Source organism: Pseudomonas sp. R1-18 (assembly GCF_051132095.1).
In the GTDB taxonomy this organism is placed as follows: domain Bacteria; phylum Pseudomonadota; class Gammaproteobacteria; order Pseudomonadales; family Pseudomonadaceae; genus Aquipseudomonas.
The window spans coordinates 891,880-911,427 of record NZ_CP071658.1 but is presented as its reverse complement, the minus strand read 5'-3'; the positions used below and the strand labels follow the sequence as shown (position 1 = coordinate 911,427).

Here is a 19,548-nt window from a genome sequence, read left to right as displayed (position 1 = left end):
GTTTTACCTCAATTTCAGCGTTGCAAGGCCGACCAGTACGAGGATCACCGTGATGATCCAGAAACGGACGATCACGCGTGGCTCAGGCCAGCCCTTGAGTTCAAAGTGGTGATGAATGGGCGCCATGCGGAACACACGGCGGCCGGTCAGCTTGAAGGACGCGACCTGAATGACCACTGAAAGGGTTTCCATCACGAACACGCCGCCCATGATGAACAACACGATTTCCTGGCGAACGATCACCGCCATGGTGCCCAGCGCAGCACCCAGCGCCAGCGCACCGACGTCGCCCATGAAGACTTGCGCCGGATAGGTGTTGAACCATAGAAAGCCGAGCCCCGCGCCGATCAGCGCGCCGGAGAACACGATCAGCTCGCCCGCACCGGGCACGTAGGGAATCAGCAGGTATTCGGCGAATTTCACGTTGCCGGACAGGTAGCAGAAGATACCCAGCGCGCCACCCACCATGACCGTTGGCATGATCGCCAGACCGTCCAGGCCGTCAGTGAGGTTCACCGCGTTACTGGAGCCGACGATCACGAAGTAGGTCAGCACCACGAAACCGATGCCCAGCGGAATGCTGACGTCCTTGAGCATCGGCACGATGAGCGTGGTTTCGGTCGCCGAAGGCGCCGTCACGTACAGGAAGATCGCGGCGCAAAGACCGAATACCGACTGCCAGAAATACTTCCAGCGGCTCGGCAGCCCACGAGAGTTCTTTTCGATCACCTTGCGGTAGTCATCGACCCAGCCAATGGCGCCGAACAGCAGGGTCACCAGCAGCACAACCCAGACGTAGCGGTTACTCAGGTCAGCCCACAACAGAGTACTGATGCCGATGGACGACAGGATCAGCGCGCCGCCCATGGTTGGCGTGCCGGACTTCGACAGGTGCGATTGTGGCCCGTCGTTGCGCACAGCCTGGCCGATCTGGCGCATCTGCAAGGTACGGATCATCCAGGGGCCCAGCCACAACGACAGCGTCAGCGCGGTCAGCACGCCGAGAATGCCGCGCAGGGTCAGGTACTGAAAGACCGCGAAGCCTTTGTGAAACTGTTGTAAGAACTCGGCCAACAGCAGCAGCATTAATGTTTCTCCAGGCTAGAACCGCACAATGCGGCCACGATGTTTTCCATCGCAGCGCTGCGCGAGCCCTTGATCAATAAAGTGGTGTTTTGTTCCTGCTCACTCGCCAGCGCCGTTATCAGCTCGGCCTGAGTGGCGAAGTGGTGCGCATGCTCGCCGAATGCTTCGACTGCGTGAGTCATCAGCGGCCCGACGGCATACAGCGCGTCAACCTTGTCCCTGGCGTAAGCGCCGACGTCGCGATGGCCCTGCTCGGCCCAGTCGCCGAGTTCGCCGATATCGCCCAGCACCAAGACTTTGCGACCGGGAAAGCTGGTGAGAATGTCGACAGCGGCATTCACCGAACCGGGGTTGGCGTTGTAGGTGTCATCGATCACGCGCAGACCGCTGGCGGTGATCTGCGCAACCGCGCGGCCCTTGACCGGCTGTACGTTATTCAGACCAGCGGCGATCCCGTCCAGCGATACGCCCAGCGCATAAGCGGCAGCCGCCGCGGCCAGCGCGTTGGCCACGTTGTGCGTGCCCAGCAGGTTCAACTGCACCGGCGCGCTGCCCAGCGGGCTGTGCACTGTAAAACTGGCGCAGCCTCGTACGTCCCGACTGATATCACTGGCATGCAGGTCAGCCGACGTGTCGCGGAGCGCAAAACTCAGGACCTTGCGAGAACCGGCGCGCGCACGCCAGATGTCGAACGCCTTGTCGTCGCGATTCAGAACGGCGACGCCATTGGCATCCAGCCCTTCGATGATTTCGCCCTTGGCTTCGACGATGCGGTCCGGACCGCCGAACTCGCCCACGTGCGCGGTGCCTGCGTTGGTGAGTACGGCGACATGTGGCTTGGCGAGGCTCACGGTGAAGGCGATTTCGCCCACGCGCGAAGCGCCCAGTTCAATGACTGCCGAAGTGTATTCAGGCGCCAGCTCCAACAGCGTCAGCGGCACCCCGAGTTCGTTGTTCAGATTGCCGCGAGTCGCCAGCACCGGTCCGCGCGTGCGCAGAATGCTGGCGAGCATTTCCTTGACGGTGGTCTTGCCGCTCGAACCGGTAATGGCTGCGACCGGACGATCGACGAACGCATTACGGTTCATCGCGCCGAGTTGTGCCAGGGCCTTGCGGGTATCGAGCACAACCAGCTGAGGCAGTGCGACATCCGGCACTTCACGCTCGACCAGCGCACCGACCGCGCCTTTGGCCGCGACTTGCTCAAGATATTCATGACCGTCGAAACGCGGCCCGGTCAGCGCAACAAACAGTTGCCCAGGCTGAATGGCCCGGCTGTCGGTGCTCACACCGTCGAAACGGCAATCGCCGTTTACCGCGCGAGCATCGAGCGGTGCGGTCAGGTCGCTGAAAGTCATCGGCTCAAACATCTTTTGGCTCCCACTGCGCCAACGCCTTGGCTGCTTCTTCGAGATCCGAGAACGCTTGCCGCTCGCCGTGGATTTCCTGATAGTCCTCGTGGCCCTTGCCGGCCAGCACCACCACGTCATGCGCGCTCGCGCTGGCAATCAGCTCGGCGATGGCGCGGCCGCGGCCCTCGACAAAACGCACGGTTTCGGCGTTGGAGAAGCCAGGACGGATGTCATCGAAAATCCGCAGCGGGGATTCGGTACGCGGATTGTCATCGGTAACCCAGACGCCGTCGGACAGGCGCTCGACCACTTCGGCCATCAACGGGCGCTTGCCACGGTCACGGTCGCCGCCGCAGCCGAACAGGCACAGCAGTCGGCCCTTGGCGTGCGGACGCAAGGCTGCAAGCACCTGTTCCAGCGCGTCGGGCGTGTGCGCGTAATCGACCACAACGAGAGGTTTGTCGGCGCCACCCAGACGCTGCATGCGCCCGACCGGGCCCTCAAGCTTTGGCAGCACCTTGAGAATTTCGTCCAGCGCGTACTCCAGCCCCAGCAGTGCGCCGACTGCGGCAAGCACGTTGCTCAGGTTGAACCTGCCCAGCAGGCGGCTGCGCAACAGGTGCTCGCCGTGGGACGTCACCAGAGTAGCGCGCACGCCGTCGTCATCGAACTTTGCATCACGGCAATACAGCCGGGCGCTTTTGTCATGCAGGCTGTAGGTGATGAGCCTGGATTCGTGCTCGGCATCGGCCAGTTGGCGACCGAAATCATCGTCCAGATTGATCACCCGGCAACGCAGGTCCGGCCAGGCGAACAGCTTGGCCTTTGCCGCGCCATAGGCTTGCATCGTGCCGTGGTAATCCAGATGGTCGCGGGACAGGTTGGTCAACACCGCCACGTCGAATGCCAGCGCAGTCGCACGGCCTTGATCCAGACCATGGGAAGACACTTCCATCGCAACAGCCCGCGCGCCGGCCTTCTTGAGGTCAGCGAGGGTAGCCTGCACGGAAATCGGATCGGGCGTCGTATGCCGACCGCTTTGCAATGCGCCGTAAAAGCCGGTGCCAAGCGTACCGACGATCCCGCACGGCTGGCCCAGCAGATCCAGCGCCTGAGCGACCAGTTGGGTCACGCTGGTCTTGCCGTTGGTGCCGGTCACGCCGACCAGATTCAGGCTACGGCTCGGATCGCCGTAAAAACGTCCGGCGATATGCGACAGCTGAGCAGCCAGGCCTTTGACCGGAATCAAAGGCACATCGGTGAGCGGCAACACGGTTGCGCCTTCAGCCTCATAGGCCACGGCGGCGGCGCCGCGGTGCAGCGCGTCGGCGATATGCGCCCGGCCGTCGACCTGAATGCCGGGCACTGCCAGAAACAGGTCGCCGGGACGCACCTTGCGGCTGTCAATGGTCAGTTCGCGGATCAGCGGGTCGCGGTCGGTATGAGGAAAGATCTTGCTCAGATTGAAAGCCATCACCCACGCCCTCCTTTGGCTACCGGTGCAACATTCACTTGCTCCGGGGGAATTGGAGCCAGGTTGTCGGGCGTCACGTTCATCAGACGCAGCGTGCCGGACATCACCTTGCTGAACACTGGAGCCGAAACCAGGCCGCCGTAATAGCCGCCTTTGCTCGGCTCGTCGATCACCACGACGATGGCGTAGCGCGGGTTGCTCATCGGACCGAAGCCCGCGAACAGCGAGCGATAGGAATTCTCGGCGTAGCCTTTGGTACCGATCGACGTCTTGCGCGCGGTACCGCTCTTGCCGCCGACGTGATACGACGGCACGCGGGCGCGGTAGACGCCGCGCGGGTCCTCGATCACCTGCTGCAACATGCCTTGCAGGGTCTTGGCGGTGTTTTCGGGGATCGCCTGTACGGCCGTTGGCGGCGCATCGCTTTTCAGAATCGTCAGCGGCACGATGCGACCGTCATTGGCCAGCGCGCCATAGGCGTGCACCAACTGCAGCGCCGTCACCGAAAGGCCATAGCCGTAGGACAGGGTCGCCGTCTCGGCCTTGCGCCATTCACGGTAGTTGGGCAGGTTGCCGACACGCTCGCCGGGGAAGCCCAGGCCGGTGTACTGACCGAAGCCGACGCGCTGCATGGTGCGGAAGATGGCTTCACCACCTACATCGAACGCTACCTTGCTCATGCCGACGTTACTGGAGTTGATCAGAATGCCGGTCAGATCGAGGATCGGGCCTTCGGTCTTGGTCACGTCGCGAATGGTGTATTTACCGATCTGCAGCGTGCCCGGATAGACCTCGACCTTGTCGGTCGGCTTCCAGCGGCCGCTGTCCAGCGCGGTAGTCATGGAAATCGGCTTCATCGTCGAACCGGGCTCGAATACGTCGATGATCGCCCGGTTGCGCATGGCGGCCGGCACCATGGTGCGGCGGTTGTTCGGGTTGTAAGTAGGCGAGTTGACCATCGCCAGGACTTCACCGGTCTTGACGTCCATGATCACCAGACTGCCGGCCTTCGCTTCGTTTTCGACGATGGCGTTGCGCAGTTCGCGGGTCGCCAGATATTGCAGGCGCAGGTCAATAGACAAAGCCAAGGTCTTACCGGCCTTGGCGTTCTTGGTTACCTGGACGTCCTTGATCAGTCGCCCTCGACGGTCCTTGATGACCTGCCGCTTGCCCGGCACCCCGGCGAGCCAGTCATCGTAGGCGAGTTCGACGCCCTCTCGACCATGGTCATCAAGGTCGGTGAAGCCGACCATGTGCGCGGTGACATCCCCGGCCGGATAGAAGCGTCGGAATTCTTCGATGCCATAGACACCGGGCACCTTCAGATCGAGCACCGACTGGCCGTGCTCGGGGGTCAGGCCGCGGACCAGATAGATGAATTCCTTGCCGGCCTGCGAATCGAGGCGCTCGGTGAAGCCCTTGAGGTCCTGCCCGAGCGCCGCAGCCAGTGCCGGCCACTTGCTCTTGTCCTGCTGCATTTCCTTGGGGTTGCCCCACAGCGTCGTGACAGGCGTACTCACCGCCAGCGGCTCGCCGTTGCGGTCGGTGATCAGGCCACGGTGCGCCGGAATCGGAATATGACGAACGCTACGCGCATCGCCCTGTTCCTTCAGGAAGGTGTGGTCGATGACTTGCAGGTCAATGATGCGCCAGCAGATGGCGAGCACGAGCAACACCAACAGGCCGACCACAACGCGGAAGCGCCACGGATACAGCGCGCCTTCGAGCTTCATCATGGCGCCACCATCCGCACTTCGGCAGCGTTCGGAATACGCATCTTCAGCTGTTCGGTGGCCAGCGTCTCGATTCGGCTGTGCGCGGTCCAGGTGCTCTGCTCAAGAATCAGGCGGCCCCACTCGGCTTGTGCCTTGTCGCGCACGCTCATTTCCGCATACAGCGCGTTGAGCAGTTGGCGGTTCCAGTGGGCGCTGTAGGAGACGCCAATGGCCGAAACCAGGACGGCAATAAACAGCAGCAACATGAAGAAGCTACCGCCGGGAAGGGGTTTGAGAAACAGACGGCTCACCTGAGCTTCTCCGCGACACGCATGACAGCACTGCGTGAGCGTGGATTGGCGCGGGTTTCTTCGTCGGATGCGAATTGGGCCTTGCCGTGAATCTTGATCTTCGGCTCAAAGGCCTTGAACTGGATCGGCAGGTTACGCGGCATGTTATCCGCTTCACCTTTGGCCAGTTTGCGCATGAACAGTTTGACGATGCGGTCTTCCAGCGAGTGGAAGCTGATCACGACCAGACGGCCGCCGATTTCCAGGGCATCAAGCGCAGCTTCCAGGCCGGCTTCAAGATCGCCCAGTTCGTTATTGACGTGGATGCGCAACCCCTGAAAGGCGCGCGTCGCAGGATTCTTGCCCTTTTCCCAGGCAGGGTTGGCGACCTTGAGGACTTCGGCAAGATCGGCGGTACGCTCGAAAGGCTGGACTTCACGACGCTGCACCACGGCGTTGGCCATGCGCTTGGCGAACCGCTCTTCGCCGTATTCCTTGAATACGCGAGCGATTTCTTCGGCCGACGCCGTGGCAATGAACTCGGCAGCACTGACACCACGGCTGGGGTCCATGCGCATGTCCAGAGGGCCATCATTCATGAAACTGAAGCCGCGCTCCGGATCGTCAAGCTGCGGCGACGATACGCCAAGGTCCAGCAGCACGCCGTTGACCTTGCCGGCCAGCCCGCGTGCTTCCACTTCGGCGCCCAGTTCGGCAAAGCTGCGCTGCACAATGACAAAGCGGCCGTCTTCGGCCGCCAGCGCTTGCCCGGTGGCAATCGCTTGAGGGTCCTTGTCGAACCCCAGGAGCCATCCGTCCGGCCCGAGGTTTTCGAGTATCAGGCGGCTATGGCCGCCGCGTCCGAACGTGCCATCCAGATAGCAGCCATCGGCGCGCACCGCGAGAGCCTCGACGGCTTCTTCGAGCAGTACGGTGATGTGGGTATAGCCGCTATTCATAGTCACAGGATCAGGTCACGTAATTCATCAGGCATCGCGCCAGGTTGTTGAATGGCAGCAAGGTCAGCGTCAGCAAGCGCGTTCCAGGCGTCCTCGTCCCACAGTTGAAACTTGTTGAGCTGGCCGACCAGCATTACGCGCTTATCCAGGCTGGCATATTCACGCAGACGCGGCGGCACGAGAAAACGCCCGCTGCCATCCAGCTCCAGATCGACTGCATTACCAATCAGAAGCCGTTGCAAGCGGCGGTTTTCTTCCCGAAAAGTGGCGAGATCACGCAGTTTTGCCTCAATCAGTTCCCACTCGGACAGCGGATAAAGACACAAGCAGGGGTCAACGGCATCGATGGTCACGATCAGTTGCCGGCCACTACGCGAATCCAGCTCGTCACGGTACCGGCTCGGCATAGCGAGACGGCCCTTTGCATCGAGGTTGATCGCGTTGGCACCACGGAACACAGGCGCATTCTCCGGATATTATCTTTTTGCGCTAGAAAAACCCACTTCGTGCCACTTTCTGCCACTTGCGCACACTATAGGAATCCGCCCACCACACAGTCAAGGCACGCTCTCAAGGAAAAGCCTTACATTTCGGAGATTTAGGAGCGGTATTGAAGAATCAGAGGGAATTTATGAGCACTTGCGAGAGATAAAACTCACTTAATTCAGTCCATTACGGTCCGAACTTAAAGTGACTTATGAGGTGTAAGAATTTTTTGGTCTTACGAAGGTCGGTCTGCCGCGTATAGCAGACGAGGGAATAAGGTGGAGAGTCGATCTATAAGCCGGGTTCTGTCGAGGACAGTCATTCCTCTACGACGGCCATCACTGGACGTCTTTAGCAACCTACCCGGTTCCAGCGCGGGCCACGCCTTGGAACCCTATTTGGTCTTGCTCCGAGTGGGGTTTACCTAGCCACGAACTGTTGCCAGACGTGCGGTGCGCTCTTACCGCACCTTTTCACCCTTACCGGCACCGAAGTGCTTAGGCGGTTATTTTCTGTGGCACTTTCCGTAGGCTCACGCCCCCCAGGCGTTACCTGGCACTCCGCCCTATGGAGCCCGGACTTTCCTCCCCCCCTTGCTGCGAGCAGCAAGAGGCAGCGACTGCCCAATCGACTCTCCGCCGCCAAGGTTAGCGGCACACGCCCTTGAGGACAAGCTTTAAAAGCCGGGCAGATTGTCGCGAACCCTTGAAAAACCAGCTTATTTGTCGCTTTGACTGTCCAGTGCGACCTGATAAAGAAGGTTCTTTCGTACACCGGTAATCTGCGCCGCGAGCGCGGCCGCACGCTTGAGCGGCATTTCTTCGAGCAACAGACCAAGAATCCTGCGCGCCTCGGCACCGACCACGTCCTCATCCTCCGGCGGCGTCCAGCCTGCAATCAGCACCACGCACTCGCCACGCTGCTGGTTGCTGTCCGCTTCGACGAACGCGCGCAGTTCGCCCAGCGGCAGCCCCTTGAGCGTTTCAAACGTCTTGGTCAGCTCGCGAGCCAGCAACGCCGGACGATCGGCACCGAACACCTGCTCCATGTCTTGCAGGCATTCAAGGATGCGATGCGGAGCTTCATAGAAAATCAGCGTGCGCGGCTCTTCCTTGACCAATTCCAGTTTGGCCCGACGCCCTACAGCCTTGGCCGGCAGAAAGCCTTCGAACATGAAGCGATCGGAAGGCAGGCCCGCAGCGGACAAGGCAGCAATCAGCGCGCACGCGCCCGGCACCGGAACCACCGGTATTCCCGCCGCCCTTGCCTGTCGGACCAGGTGATAGCCCGGATCGGAGATCAGCGGTGTGCCCGCATCGGAAATCAGCGCAACGTCGTCGCCCGCCAGCAGACGGGTGATAAAACGACTACCTTCATCGCGTTCATTATGTTCATGGCATGCCGCCAGGGGCGTACCGATACCGAAATGCTGCATCAGGCGCGCAGAGTGACGCGTGTCCTCGGCGGCGATCAGCGCTACCTCGCGCAGTACCTTCAATGCACGCACGCTCATGTCGTCCAGATTGCCGATAGGTGTCGCCACCACATAAAGCGAACCTGTGGCGGAATTCGAAGCAACCGGGGCAGTCAAAGCGCAGACCTCATGTTTGTTAGTCCTGATGTCTCAAAAGACGCCATTGTACAGGCTACCGGGTCGACGAAAGGCGCGCGCCGCAGGTTAGTCATAAATAAGGAACACTCTCGATGATCAAGCCCAATCTCGACGCGACGTCCGACGCCCTCACAAGGCAGCGGCAAGACCGGCATCACCATTTATAACACCATCGAAGTCGCACCCCGGCCAGTGCTTGGGTACAATTCCCCGTTAATTCGCTTGAGTATCAGGAACACATACATGATCGCTTGTCTGCGGCTGTTCTCTGCCCTCTGCCTCGCTGCCTTATTGGCTGCCTGCGCCAGCTCACCCTCCTCCAGCCTTGGTGAGTTGCCTCGCACTCCCGACGCCACCATCGAGCAGTTGCTCGATCAGGCTGCTGCCGCCAAGACGCCGGAGCAGGCCGCGACGCTGCGGCTGAGTGCCGCTGATCTGGCCAACCGTCAGAACAATGCCGGCCGCGCCGCGCAGATTCTGGGCCAGGTGCAGATCGACCAGCTCAAGCCCGGCCTGCAAGTCTTCGCCAGCACGCTTTCCGCCGAGCTGGCAATGGGTCGAAATCAGCCAAAGGCTGCGCTGACTGCCCTCAACCACCCGAGCATGCAGCGCCTGGGCGAGCTGTCGGTCGAGCAGCAGGTTCGCACCCATACGGTCAAGGCGCGCGCGCTTGAAGCCGATGGTCAGATCCTGCCTGCGGTCAGCGAGCGTGTGTTTGCGGGCCCGTTACTCCAAGGTCCGGATGCTCTCGCCAACAACGATGCCATCTGGGCACTGGTGTCTTCGCTGCCGGCCGATCAGCTGCAAAGCACCGCCAGTGACGACATGGGCGGCTGGCTCAACCTGGCCCGTTCGGTCAAAGGTGCCGGGACGCTGGAGCAGCAACAGGCGGCCATCGACACCTGGAAAGCGCAGCACCCTCAGCATCCGGCGGCATTGCAGCTTCCGACCACCCTCGCCCAGTTGCGCTCCCTGACCAGCGAACCATTGACCAAAATCGCGTTGTTGCTGCCTCAGGAAGGCCAACTGGCGTCGGTTGCCAAGGCGTTGCGCGAAGGCTTCATGGCCGCGCATTTCCAGGCCCAGCAGGCCGGCCAGAACCCTCCGGCCATTCAAGTGTTCGACAGCTCGCGCCTGACCTCGATGGACGAGTTCTATACCCAGGCGAAAGCGGCTGGCGTGCAACTGGTGGTCGGTCCACTGGAAAAGAACCTGGTCAAACAGCTGAACAGCCGTGAGCAGTTGCCTATCACTACACTGGCGCTGAACTACAGCGACGCCGGCAGCGAAGGCCCTGCCCAATTGTTCCAGTTCGGTCTGGCCGCTGAAGACGAGGCCCGCGAAGTCGCTCGCCGCGCCTGGGCGGATGGCAAGCGCAGCGCCGTGGCCATGGTGCCGAAAGGCGAATGGGGCGACCGCGTGCTGGAGGCATTCCGCCAGAGCTGGCAGGCGAAGGGCGGAACTCTGATCGCCGCCGAGCATGTCGATCAGCCAGTCGCGCTGGCTCAGCAGGTTGCCGACCTGTTCCAGCTGCGCAAGAGCGAAGGTCGCGCCCAGCAGGTACAGAACACCGTCGGCACGCAGGTAGCCGCACAACCATCGCGTCGTCAGGACATCGATTTCATGTTCCTCGCCGCAACGCCGCAACAGGCCCAGCAGATCAAGCCCACCATGGTGTTCCAGTACGCCGGTGATGTGCCGGTCTACGCCACGTCGCACCTGTTCACCAACAGCAACGATCGGGCTCAGTATCTGGACCTGAACGGCGTACGCTTCTGCGAAACTCCCTGGCTGCTCAACGCCAACGACCCGCTGCGTCAGCAGGTTACCGCCCAGTGGCCGCAAGCGGCAGGCAGCCTTGGCCGCCTGTATGCGATGGGTATCGACGCCTATCGCCTGGCCCCTCGCCTCGCTCAGCTCAAGGCACTGCCTGATAGCCGCATCGACGGTCTGTCCGGAAGCCTGAGCATGAACCCGAGCCGCCGTGTCGAGCGGCAATTGCCCTGGGCCGAGTTCGTGGACGGCAGCATCCAGCGCCTCCCCGACACCGCTCCCTGATGCAACGCGGTACCCGGCAACAGGCAGGGCGAGAGGCGGAAGCCCTCGCCCTGTTGCATCTTCAGCAGCATGGCCTGCAACTGATCACCCGCAACTGGTTATGTAAACGTGGTGAGCTTGATCTAGTCATGCTCGACGGCGATGCAGTAGTATTCGTCGAAGTTCGCTACCGGCGCCATTCCGGATGGGGTGGAGCCATGGGCAGCGTGGATTTTCGCAAGCAGGAGCGGCTTGTTACAGCCGCACAACTGTTCTTGCAGCAGGAGCCGCAATGGGCCGCTTATCCGTGCCGCTTCGATGTCATCGCGGTCGAGGGAGACCCGCATGACGCTGCTCCGCTGAACTGGCTCAAGAACGCCTTCGACAGTTGATCGGACCGGTAATAATCCGAGCGTCCGATCCTGACGAGCAAGCCTCCAACCCCGATTTCGCTATTTTGTTTTGCGGGCCGCACACTCTGTGTGCCGGACAGCCTTCGGAAACCCCGGGCGTCCGACCAGCCGCTGTACGCTCTCATTAAGGTCACATTGATGGACATGCAATCCCGAATTCGCCAGCTCTTCCAGGCCAGCATCGATACCAAGCAACAGGCGATGGAAGTTCTTGCACCCTTTATCGAGCAAGCCAGTCAGGTGATGGTCAACGCCCTGCTGAACGAGGGCAAGATGCTGGCCTGTGGCAACGGCGGTTCCGCTGGCGATGCGCAGCATTTTTCGTCCGAACTGCTCAACCGTTTCGAGCGTGAGCGTCCCAGCCTGCCAGCTCTGGCGCTGACGACCGATAGCTCGACGATCACGTCCATTGCCAACGACTACAGCTATAACGAAATCTTTTCCAAGCAGATCCGCGCCCTTGGCCAGCCGGGCGATGTCCTGCTGGCTATCTCCACCAGCGGCAACTCGGCGAATATTATTCAGGCCATCCAGGCCGCACATGATCGCGAAATGATTGTCGTAGCATTGACGGGACGCGACGGCGGCGGCATGGCATCGCTGCTGTTGCCCGAGGACGTGGAAATCCGCGTACCGGCCAATGTTACGGCCCGCATACAAGAAGTCCATCTGCTGGCGATCCATTGCCTTTGCGATCTGATCGACAGCCAACTGTTCGGGAGTGAAGAATGACCCCTAATCGCCTCAGCCTGTTGGTCCTGACCCTGTGCCTCGGTTTCAGCGGCTGCAGCTCGGTACTCACGGCGGCTCGCGACAAGCCGATCGAGGATGACCGCGGCACGCGGACCTTCGGCAGCAAGATCGACGATTCCCTGATCGAAACCAAGGCCTCGGTCAATATCTCCAAGGCCCACCCGGATCTGGCCGAGGGCTCGCACATCGTTGTCACCAGCTACAACGGTGTCGTGCTGCTCGCCGGGCAGACGCCTCGCGCCGACCTCAAGAGCATGGCCGAGCAGGCTGCCAGCTCCGTACAGCGCGTGAAGAAGGTCAACAATGAACTTCAGGTCATGGCCCCCTCCTCGCTGCTGGCGCGCAACAACGATGCGTGGCTGACCACCAAGATCAAGACCCAGATGCTGGCCGACGAATCGATCCCAGGCTCACGCATCAAGGTCGTGACCGAGAACGGCATCGTATTCCTGCTGGGCCTTGTCACTCAGGACGAAGCCAACCGTGCCACCAGTCTGGTGCAAGGCGTGTCCGGCGTGCAGAAGATCGTGAAGCTGTTCGAATACATCAACTGAGCAACGACAGGCTGGAGTGAGAGCGCAGCCTCTGGTTTCAGGCTGCGCCTCGATGCTTCAATGTATCTTTCGCAAACCACTTGAGGAACAGCGGAAGTCTGTGACGCATGAATACGAAGCGTGATCAATTTCCGTTACCCGAAGACCTCAAGGTTTTCCTCACTGTCGTTCGCAAAAATGGTTTCTCCAGCGCGGCTGAAGAGCTGGGTTATTCGCCGGCCTACATCAGCAAGCGGGTATCGGTGCTCGAAACCACTCTATCGACGAAACTGTTCCACCGCACGACCCGACGTATCGCGTTGACCGATGATGGCGAGCGGGTGCGGGTATGGGCCGAAAAGCTGCTCGGCGATTTCGACGATTTTGTCGGGGAGATATCGCAAGCGCGACATCAACCAATGGGCTCGCTGCACATTTGCAGCAGCTTCGGCTTTGGCCGCAACCATGTGGCGCCAGCCATCTGCAAGCTCTCACAGACCTATCCGAAGCTCGATATTCGCCTCGACGTGTTTGATCGTGTCGTTGACCTCGTCAACGAGGGGTTTGATCTGGAGATACTTGTGGGCGATGACCTGCCGGACCAGCATATGGGCCGCAAGCTGGCAAGTAATCGCCGCGTGCTGTGTGCAACGCCTGAGTATCTGGAACGGCGTGGCACGCCTGTTTCACTGGAAGATCTCAAACACCATGATTGCCTGGTGCTCAAGGAGCGCAACAACCTTTTCGGCGTCTGGAACCTCACCAGAAACGGGCAGGAAGAGTCGGTGCGGGTCAGCGGGCCACTGTCTTCCAACAACGGAGAAATTGTTCTGGAATGGGCACTGAGCGGTGGCGGAATTCTGCTGCGTTCGATCTGGGATGTGAAACCGATGCTGGAAAAAGGGCGCCTTGTGCAGGTGCTCGCTGATTACTCACAAAGCGCCAATGTCTGGGCTGTTTACCCTACTCGCCTCAGCGAGTCGGCCAAATTGCGCGTCTGCGTCGAGTTTCTGGAAGAACACTTTCGCGATCTTTCTGTTGGCTGACATGTGCGGAAGATCGATGTTAGTGATCTTCCGCCGGCATTTCCCGCTATCTCAGCCAGGGATTCTGGGCCAGATGTCGAGACTCGAAGTTTCGAATCTGATCGGCACGCTGTAGCGTCGTACCAATTGCATCAAGCCCTGATAACAAAGACTGTTTGCGCAATTGATCGATCTCGAAAGGAATCACTGCGCCGTCCGCCAGCCTGATTTTCTGCTCTGGCAAGTCAACTTCCACGCGTGCTGTCGCTGCGTCACTGATCACTCCTGCAATCTGCTTCAACCGGGCTTCGGGAAGCTGTATGGCCAACACCCCATTACGCTGACAGTTGTCATAAAAAATCCCGGCAAAGCTGGTGCCGATGAGTGCTCTGATGCCGACCTGTTTCAGGCCCCAGACGGCATGCTCCCGGCTGGACCCGCAACCAAAGTTGGGACCGACTACCAGGAACGCTGCGTCGTTCCACGGAGGTTGGTTGAGAATGAACTCGGGGTTGGGTTCGCCTGATTTCAGGAAGCGCAAATCGAAGAACAGACCGCGATCCAGCCCTTTCCGGTCGATACCCTTGAGAAACTGCTTGGGCATGATGACGTCGGTGTCGATGTTGGCAGCCAGAAGTGGCGCGGCGCTGCCGCTTACCGTGTTGAAAGGTTGCATGTTCAAGCCTCCGGAGCGAAAGAACGAACGTCGATCAGATGCCCGGCGATTGCCGCGGCCGCGACCATCGCCGGGCTCATCAGATGGGTACGCGCGCCGGCACCCTGCCGTCCTTCGAAATTGCGATTGGTACTTGATGCGCAGCGGTCACCCGGAGCCAGGACGTCATCGTTCATGGCCAGACACATCGAGCAACCCGACTGGCGCCACTCGAAACCCGCATCCTGGAAAATCTTCGCAAGGCCTTCCTGCTCGGCTTGAGCACGAACCAGTGTCGAGCCAGGAACGATCATTGCCCGGACGTGCGTCGCGACACGCTTGCCGCGCACGACGCGGGCAGCGTCACGCAAGTCTTCGATTCGAGCATTGGTGCAGGAACCGATAAACGCATGGCTGATGACGACTTCGCTCAGTGGCATGCCCGGTCGCAGCCCCATGTAGTCCAGAGCGCGTTGCATGCCCTGGCGCAGGATGAGGTCGGACTGAGCGGCGGGATCCGGCACACAATCGCTGACCGGCGCGGCCTGATCGAGGCTCGTCCCCCACGTGACCATCGGTTCCAGATCGTCGACGTTGAGTATCACTTCGCGGTCAAATACGGCCCCGTCATCAGTGTGCAGTTCTTTCCATTTGGCAACTGCCTGATTCCACATATCGTCCTGGGGCGCGCGGGGCCTGGTTCGCAGATAAGCGAAGACTTTGTCGTCCGGCGCCATGAACGCGCCCCTGGCGCCCGCTTCCACGGCCATGTTGCAGATCGTCATTCGGGCTTCGACACTGAGCCCGGAGATCACCGGCCCGGCGAATTCGATGGCATAACCGGTAGCGCCTGATGCGCCGATAAATTTGATCAGCGCCATGATGATGTCTTTGGAGGTGACCCCGCTGCCGAGCAGCCCGTTGACCGTCACTCGCATGGTTTTCAGGCGTTTGTAGACCAGCGTCTGGGAGACCAGCAGGTGCTCGATCTCGGAGGTACCAATGCCAAATCCGAAGGCACCCAGCGCGCCGTAGGTCGTGGTGTGGCTGTCACCTGCCGCGACGACCATGCCGGGCAATATGAAGCCTTGTTCTGGCGCGACGACGTGCTCGATACCTTGTCTTTTGTCCAGCACATCGAAGAGTTCGATTCCAAAGTCCCGGCAGTTTTCCTCGAAATACGAGACCTGCTGCGAACCGCCCGCATCGGGCATGGCTGCGATACGAACCGGCGCGGTCGGGTTTACATGGTCGACCACCGCAAGCGTCGCGCTCGGACGCCATACCTTGCGGCCGGCTTCGCGCATCCCGCTGAATGCCTGAGGGCTGGTGTACTCGTTGGCGACCTGGCGATCGATGTACAAAAGCACATGGCCCTGATCATCAAGCGAGCACACGGTGTGACTGTCGATATGCTTCTGATAAAGCGTGCGCGGCATATTCATGGCTGATCGTTCTCTGCCTGACTGGAAATCACGGTACGACATGCCTACAGCATATTGATCCCGGATCGCGCAAAAAGAGCTTGAAAGTGAAAGCTATAAACACGAACTGTGAATAATCAGCTCAGTTGTCTTGCCATGAGATAAGCCGTAACTCAGCCGCTCAGTTTGGCCCAGAACTCTTCTGCGGAAGGGCTCATCGGTGCCGTTGGACGAGTGAGGTGAATCTCCAACGGAATGTCCCAGCTTTCGTCGAGCGCCCGGACAAGACGTCCATCGGCTATTTCCTGTTCCGTAAGGCTGTTCGGTAACCACGCCACGCCCTTGCTCTCCAGCGCCATCGACATCAGCACGGCGGCAAGATGGCTGCTGAAAAGAGGTTTGAGATGAAGATAATCCTCTTTTCCACGGAGTCGGTGAGCGACGATCCGGCCCAGACCCGACTCATGGGTGTATGCCAGATACGGCAGCGTTTCAGGCGAGGTGCCGAAATTGGCGGAGGCGCTTGCCAGCGGCACGAGTACGTCCTCGCCAACCTTTTTCCCGATGAACTGATCAGGGGCCAGCATTGGCGGGACGTCGGGGTGGCGATGGCAAAGCAGGAACTGAACCTGACCGTGAATCAGCATCTGTTCGCAAACGGCCATGCTGTCCGAATGTAAACGTACTGCATCTATCGGCGCGCCATTTTCCGCACTTCTCAACCATCTTGGGAAAAAGGTGAACGACAAGGAGTGAGTGGCTGCGAACTGCAGGGTTTTGGCGGCGGTTCCCGCCACTTCCTGTGCCTCGGACCGCAACCGGTACAAACGCCTGGCAGCCTCTTGGGCCGCCGGCAAAATCTGCCTTCCCGCCTCAGTCAACGTTGCCCCCTGGGGTGTGCGTACAAACAGCTCGACGCCCATCCAGTTCTCCAAGGAGCGGACCCTGCGACTGAACGCGGGCTGAGTAACGTGGCGCGCTTCAGCCGCCCGAACAAAGCTGCCGTACTCCGCAAGCGCTGAAAGATCCTCAAGCCAGACGAGTTCCAAGGGCAATGCCTCCTGTGCATAGGGCGCGGCATTAATAGCATTGGGCGGGGGTCATCGCAACGCATAACGTTGGGCCACCAACAACAAGAGGAACCCGTCATGCGTATCGTAGACATCCGTGAAAAAACTGTCTCAATCGCGTCTCCTATCGCCAACGCCTACATCGATTTCTCGAAAATGACCTGCTCGGTCGTCGCTGTCGTCACGGATGTGATTCGCGATGGTAAACCTGTCATCGGTTACGGTTTCAACTCCAATGGTCGCTACGGCCAAGGCGCGCTGATGCGTGATCGCTTCCTGGCGCGTATCACCGAAGCCGATCCCGATACGCTCGTTGATCATGAAAACAATAACCTGGACCCGTTCGCCATCTGGAAAACCCTGATGACCAACGAAAAGCCAGGTGGCCACGGCGAACGTTCGGTAGCAGTCGGCACCATCGACATGGCGGTATGGGATGCCGTTGCCAAGATCGAAGGCAAGCCACTGTATCGCCTGCTGGCTGACCGTTACCGCGACGGCGTCGCTGACGACAAGGTCTGGGTCTACGCGGCGGGAGGCTACTACTACCCCGGCAAAGACCAGTCCAAGCTCAAGGCAGAAATGCAGAGCTATCTGGATCGTGGCTACGACGTCGTCAAGATGAAGATCGGTGCGGTACCACTGGAAGAAGATATCCGCCGCATTGAAGCGGTACTTGAAGTGGTCGGGGACGGTCGTCGACTGGCAGTCGATGCCAACGGTCGCTTCGATCTTCAGACCGGTATCGCTTACGCCGAGGCCATCAAGAAGTACAACCTCTTCTGGTACGAAGAGGTCGGCGATCCGCTGGACTACGCGCTCCAGGCCGAGCTTGCAAATCACTATGAACTGCCCATGGCCACCGGGGAAAACCTGTTCTCCCACCAGGACGCCCGCAACCTTCTGCGTCATGGAGGGATGCGCCCTGATCGCGACTTCCTGCAATTCGACTGCGCTCTGTCCTACGGGCTCGTGGAGTACATGCGCACGCTGAAGGTAATGGAAGAAATGGGCTGGTCTTCCCGCCGTGTAGTTCCGCACGGCGGTCACCAGATGTCCCTGAACATCGCAGCGGGTCTGCACCTGGGCGGTAATGAATCTTACCCGGACGTGTTCCAGCCTTTCGGCGGCTTCGCTGACGGTATTCGCGTCGAAAACGGCTATGTCGGTCTGCCGGATATTCCTGGTGTCGGCTTCGAAGCCAAGTCCGCTCTGTACGCAGTGATGCGAGAGTTGGGCGAAGGCTGATCACCCTCGATCTGCGGCCTCTTTGCAAGAGGTCGCAGACCCAGGCGTCACCGCTGACGCCAAGCCACATGCCCACCACAAAAATAACATGAGGTGCTTCCGTGGAAATCTCCAAATCCCGCTGGTATAGCCAGCTGTATGTGCAAGTGCTGATCGGCATTGTGATCGGTGCAGCTATCGGTTACTTCGTTCCCGATATCGGAGCCAAGCTCCAACCCTTTGCGGACGGCTTTATCAAACTGATCAAAATGCTGTTGGCACCCATTATATTCGGTACGGTCGTGGTAGGTATCGCGAAGATGGGCAGTATCAAGGAGGTCGGACGAATTGGCGTAAAAGCGCTGATCTACTTTGAGATCCTGTCTACCATCGCTCTGGTCGTCGGCCTGATCGTGGTCAACGTCGTCAAACCTGGCGTGGGTATGAACATCAACGTCAACGCGCTAGATGAAAATGCCATTAACAAATACAGCCAGGCCGCCAGCGAGCAAGGCGGCACGATTGATTTCTTTCTCAATATCATCCCCCATACATTCCTCGGCGCTTTCTCTAATGGCGTCATGCTTCAGGTCATCCTGCTGTCCGTATTGATGGGCGTCGCCCTGGTTCAAATGGGCGAAACCAGCAAGCCGCTGATCAATACCATTGATCTGTTCCTTCAAGGCCTGTTCAAGATCGTGGCGATGGTCATGCGCCTGGCGCCGATCGGAGCCGGTGCCGGTATGGCGTTCACAATCGGCAAGTACGGGATCGGTACTTTGCTGTCGCTCGGCCAGTTGCTGGTCGCGCTCTACATCACGACCTTGATTTTCATTGTGGTAATACTGGGCGCGGTGGCCAGATGGTCGGGCATGCCGTTGATGCAGTTTCTCCGCTACTTCAAGGACGAAATCCTCATCACGCTTGGCACTTGCTCGACCGAAGCCGTGCTTCCTCGAATGATGGTGAAGCTTGAAAAGCTCGGCTGCAAAAAATCCGTGGTAGGCATGGTGTTGCCAACGGGATACACCTTCAATGCGGACGGCACTTGCATCTACCTCACCATGGCGGCGATCTTCATCGCTCAGGCGACCAATACGCCACTGACGTTCATGGATCAGATGATTCTGCTGGGCGTATTCCTGCTGACCTCCAAAGGCTCGGCTGGCGTGGCCGGTGCTGGCTTCGTGACGCTTGCCGCAACGCTCACGACCATCCACTCCATTCCTCTGGTTGGCCTCGTTCTTCTCTTGGGTATCGACCGGTTCCTGAACGAAGCGCGGGCTGTCACCAACCTGATCGGTAACGGCATTGGCACCATCGCCATCGCCAAGTGGGACAACTCCTTCGATGTCGAGGCCTGCGAGCGCGAAATCGCCGCCATGAAAGATGAGAAAGCGGCAAGAAAGGCACTGCTGGCTCAAAAATGATTCGCGA

Annotated in this window: 18 protein-coding genes and 1 other RNA gene; 7 read left to right on the top strand and 12 right to left on the bottom strand. The window is 59.8% G+C overall.

From position 1 onward, the window contains the following. Window positions 1-3: 3 nt before the first annotated feature. The 9 genes from mraY to rsmI form a co-directional block, all read right to left on the bottom strand. Entirely contained in the window at window positions 4-1,086 is a 1,083-nt protein-coding gene (gene mraY / locus J3P77_RS04255; RefSeq protein ID WP_434679844.1) for a phospho-N-acetylmuramoyl-pentapeptide-transferase, read from the bottom strand. Beyond that, on the bottom strand, window positions 1,086-2,456 hold the full coding sequence (locus J3P77_RS04250) for a UDP-N-acetylmuramoyl-tripeptide--D-alanyl-D-alanine ligase (protein ID WP_434679843.1): 1,371 nt from the start codon (window positions 2,454-2,456) through the stop codon (window positions 1,086-1,088). The genes mraY and J3P77_RS04250 overlap by 1 nt, the downstream gene beginning before the upstream one ends. Further along, the gene (locus tag J3P77_RS04245; protein WP_434679841.1) at window positions 2,449-3,912 is read right to left on the bottom strand and encodes a UDP-N-acetylmuramoyl-L-alanyl-D-glutamate--2,6-diaminopimelate ligase; all 1,464 of its coding nucleotides are present in this window, start codon (window positions 3,910-3,912) and stop codon (window positions 2,449-2,451) included. The genes J3P77_RS04250 and J3P77_RS04245 overlap by 8 nt, the downstream gene beginning before the upstream one ends. Then, window positions 3,912-5,645 (bottom strand): peptidoglycan D,D-transpeptidase FtsI family protein, encoded by a 1,734-nt coding sequence (locus tag J3P77_RS04240; protein ID WP_434681882.1) that lies wholly within the window; start codon window positions 5,643-5,645, stop codon window positions 3,912-3,914. The genes J3P77_RS04245 and J3P77_RS04240 overlap by 1 nt, the downstream gene beginning before the upstream one ends. Then, window positions 5,645-5,938, bottom strand: a complete 294-nt coding sequence (gene ftsL / locus J3P77_RS04235; RefSeq protein ID WP_434679839.1) for a cell division protein FtsL — start codon at window positions 5,936-5,938, stop codon at window positions 5,645-5,647. Before ftsL ends, J3P77_RS04240 begins: the two co-directional genes overlap by 1 nt. Next, on the bottom strand, window positions 5,935-6,876 hold the full coding sequence (rsmH, locus tag J3P77_RS04230; RefSeq protein ID WP_434679838.1) for a 16S rRNA (cytosine(1402)-N(4))-methyltransferase RsmH: 942 nt from the start codon (window positions 6,874-6,876) through the stop codon (window positions 5,935-5,937). Before rsmH ends, ftsL begins: the two co-directional genes overlap by 4 nt. A 2-nt stretch (window positions 6,877-6,878) precedes the next feature. Beyond that, a complete protein-coding gene (gene mraZ / locus J3P77_RS04225) occupies window positions 6,879-7,334 on the bottom strand; it encodes a division/cell wall cluster transcriptional repressor MraZ (RefSeq protein WP_434679836.1) in 456 nt (151 codons plus the stop codon). Between the two features lie 306 nt (window positions 7,335-7,640). Continuing rightward, window positions 7,641-7,997, bottom strand: an RNA gene (gene rnpB / locus J3P77_RS04220) — RNase P RNA component class A. A gap of 83 nt (window positions 7,998-8,080) precedes the next feature. Continuing rightward, window positions 8,081-8,875 (bottom strand): 16S rRNA (cytidine(1402)-2'-O)-methyltransferase, encoded by a 795-nt coding sequence (gene rsmI / locus J3P77_RS04215; RefSeq protein WP_434681879.1) that lies wholly within the window; start codon window positions 8,873-8,875, stop codon window positions 8,081-8,083. A 342-nt stretch (window positions 8,876-9,217) separates the two neighbouring features. Between rsmI and J3P77_RS04210 the strand changes: the two genes are divergently transcribed. The 5 genes from J3P77_RS04210 (at window position 9,218) to J3P77_RS04190 (ending at window position 13,756) form a co-directional block, all read left to right on the top strand. Next, window positions 9,218-11,032, top strand: coding sequence for a penicillin-binding protein activator (locus J3P77_RS04210; RefSeq protein ID WP_434679835.1), 1,815 nt, complete (start codon window positions 9,218-9,220; stop codon window positions 11,030-11,032). Then, the gene (locus J3P77_RS04205; protein WP_434679833.1) at window positions 11,032-11,403 is read left to right on the top strand and encodes a YraN family protein; all 372 of its coding nucleotides are present in this window, start codon (window positions 11,032-11,034) and stop codon (window positions 11,401-11,403) included. Before J3P77_RS04210 ends, J3P77_RS04205 begins: the two co-directional genes overlap by 1 nt. 159 nt (window positions 11,404-11,562) lie before the next feature. Continuing rightward, entirely contained in the window at window positions 11,563-12,156 is a 594-nt protein-coding gene (locus J3P77_RS04200; protein ID WP_434679832.1) for a phosphoheptose isomerase, read from the top strand. After that, window positions 12,153-12,731, top strand: a complete 579-nt coding sequence (locus J3P77_RS04195) for a BON domain-containing protein (protein WP_434679831.1) — start codon at window positions 12,153-12,155, stop codon at window positions 12,729-12,731. Before J3P77_RS04200 ends, J3P77_RS04195 begins: the two co-directional genes overlap by 4 nt. A 107-nt stretch (window positions 12,732-12,838) precedes the next feature. After that, window positions 12,839-13,756, top strand: a complete 918-nt coding sequence (locus J3P77_RS04190; RefSeq protein WP_434679829.1) for a LysR substrate-binding domain-containing protein — start codon at window positions 12,839-12,841, stop codon at window positions 13,754-13,756. 46 nt (window positions 13,757-13,802) lie between these two features. On the opposite strand, the gene leuD is transcribed toward J3P77_RS04190, so the two are convergent. From leuD to J3P77_RS04175, 3 genes are all read right to left on the bottom strand, one after another. Then, complete coding sequence (gene leuD, locus J3P77_RS04185) at window positions 13,803-14,411, bottom strand: 3-isopropylmalate dehydratase small subunit (RefSeq protein ID WP_434679828.1); 609 nt, start codon at window positions 14,409-14,411, stop codon at window positions 13,803-13,805. 2 nt (window positions 14,412-14,413) lie between these two features. After that, a complete protein-coding gene (gene leuC / locus J3P77_RS04180) occupies window positions 14,414-15,835 on the bottom strand; it encodes a 3-isopropylmalate dehydratase large subunit (RefSeq protein WP_434679827.1) in 1,422 nt (473 codons plus the stop codon). A 152-nt stretch (window positions 15,836-15,987) separates the two neighbouring features. Continuing rightward, window positions 15,988-16,863 carry a LysR family transcriptional regulator gene (locus tag J3P77_RS04175; RefSeq protein ID WP_434679825.1) on the bottom strand — a complete coding sequence of 292 codons (876 nt, stop codon included), beginning with the start codon at window positions 16,861-16,863 and terminating at the stop codon, window positions 15,988-15,990. Between the two features lie 99 nt (window positions 16,864-16,962). On the opposite strand from J3P77_RS04175, the gene J3P77_RS04170 reads away from it, so the two are divergent. Both J3P77_RS04170 and dctA read left to right on the top strand, forming a co-directional pair. Beyond that, window positions 16,963-18,132: a mandelate racemase/muconate lactonizing enzyme family protein gene (locus J3P77_RS04170; protein ID WP_434679824.1), complete on the top strand. Its 1,170-nt coding sequence runs from the start codon at window positions 16,963-16,965 to the stop codon at window positions 18,130-18,132. A 101-nt stretch (window positions 18,133-18,233) separates the two neighbouring features. Continuing rightward, the gene (gene dctA / locus J3P77_RS04165) at window positions 18,234-19,541 is read left to right on the top strand and encodes a C4-dicarboxylate transporter DctA (protein ID WP_434679823.1); all 1,308 of its coding nucleotides are present in this window, start codon (window positions 18,234-18,236) and stop codon (window positions 19,539-19,541) included. Window positions 19,542-19,548: the final 7 nt, after the last annotated feature.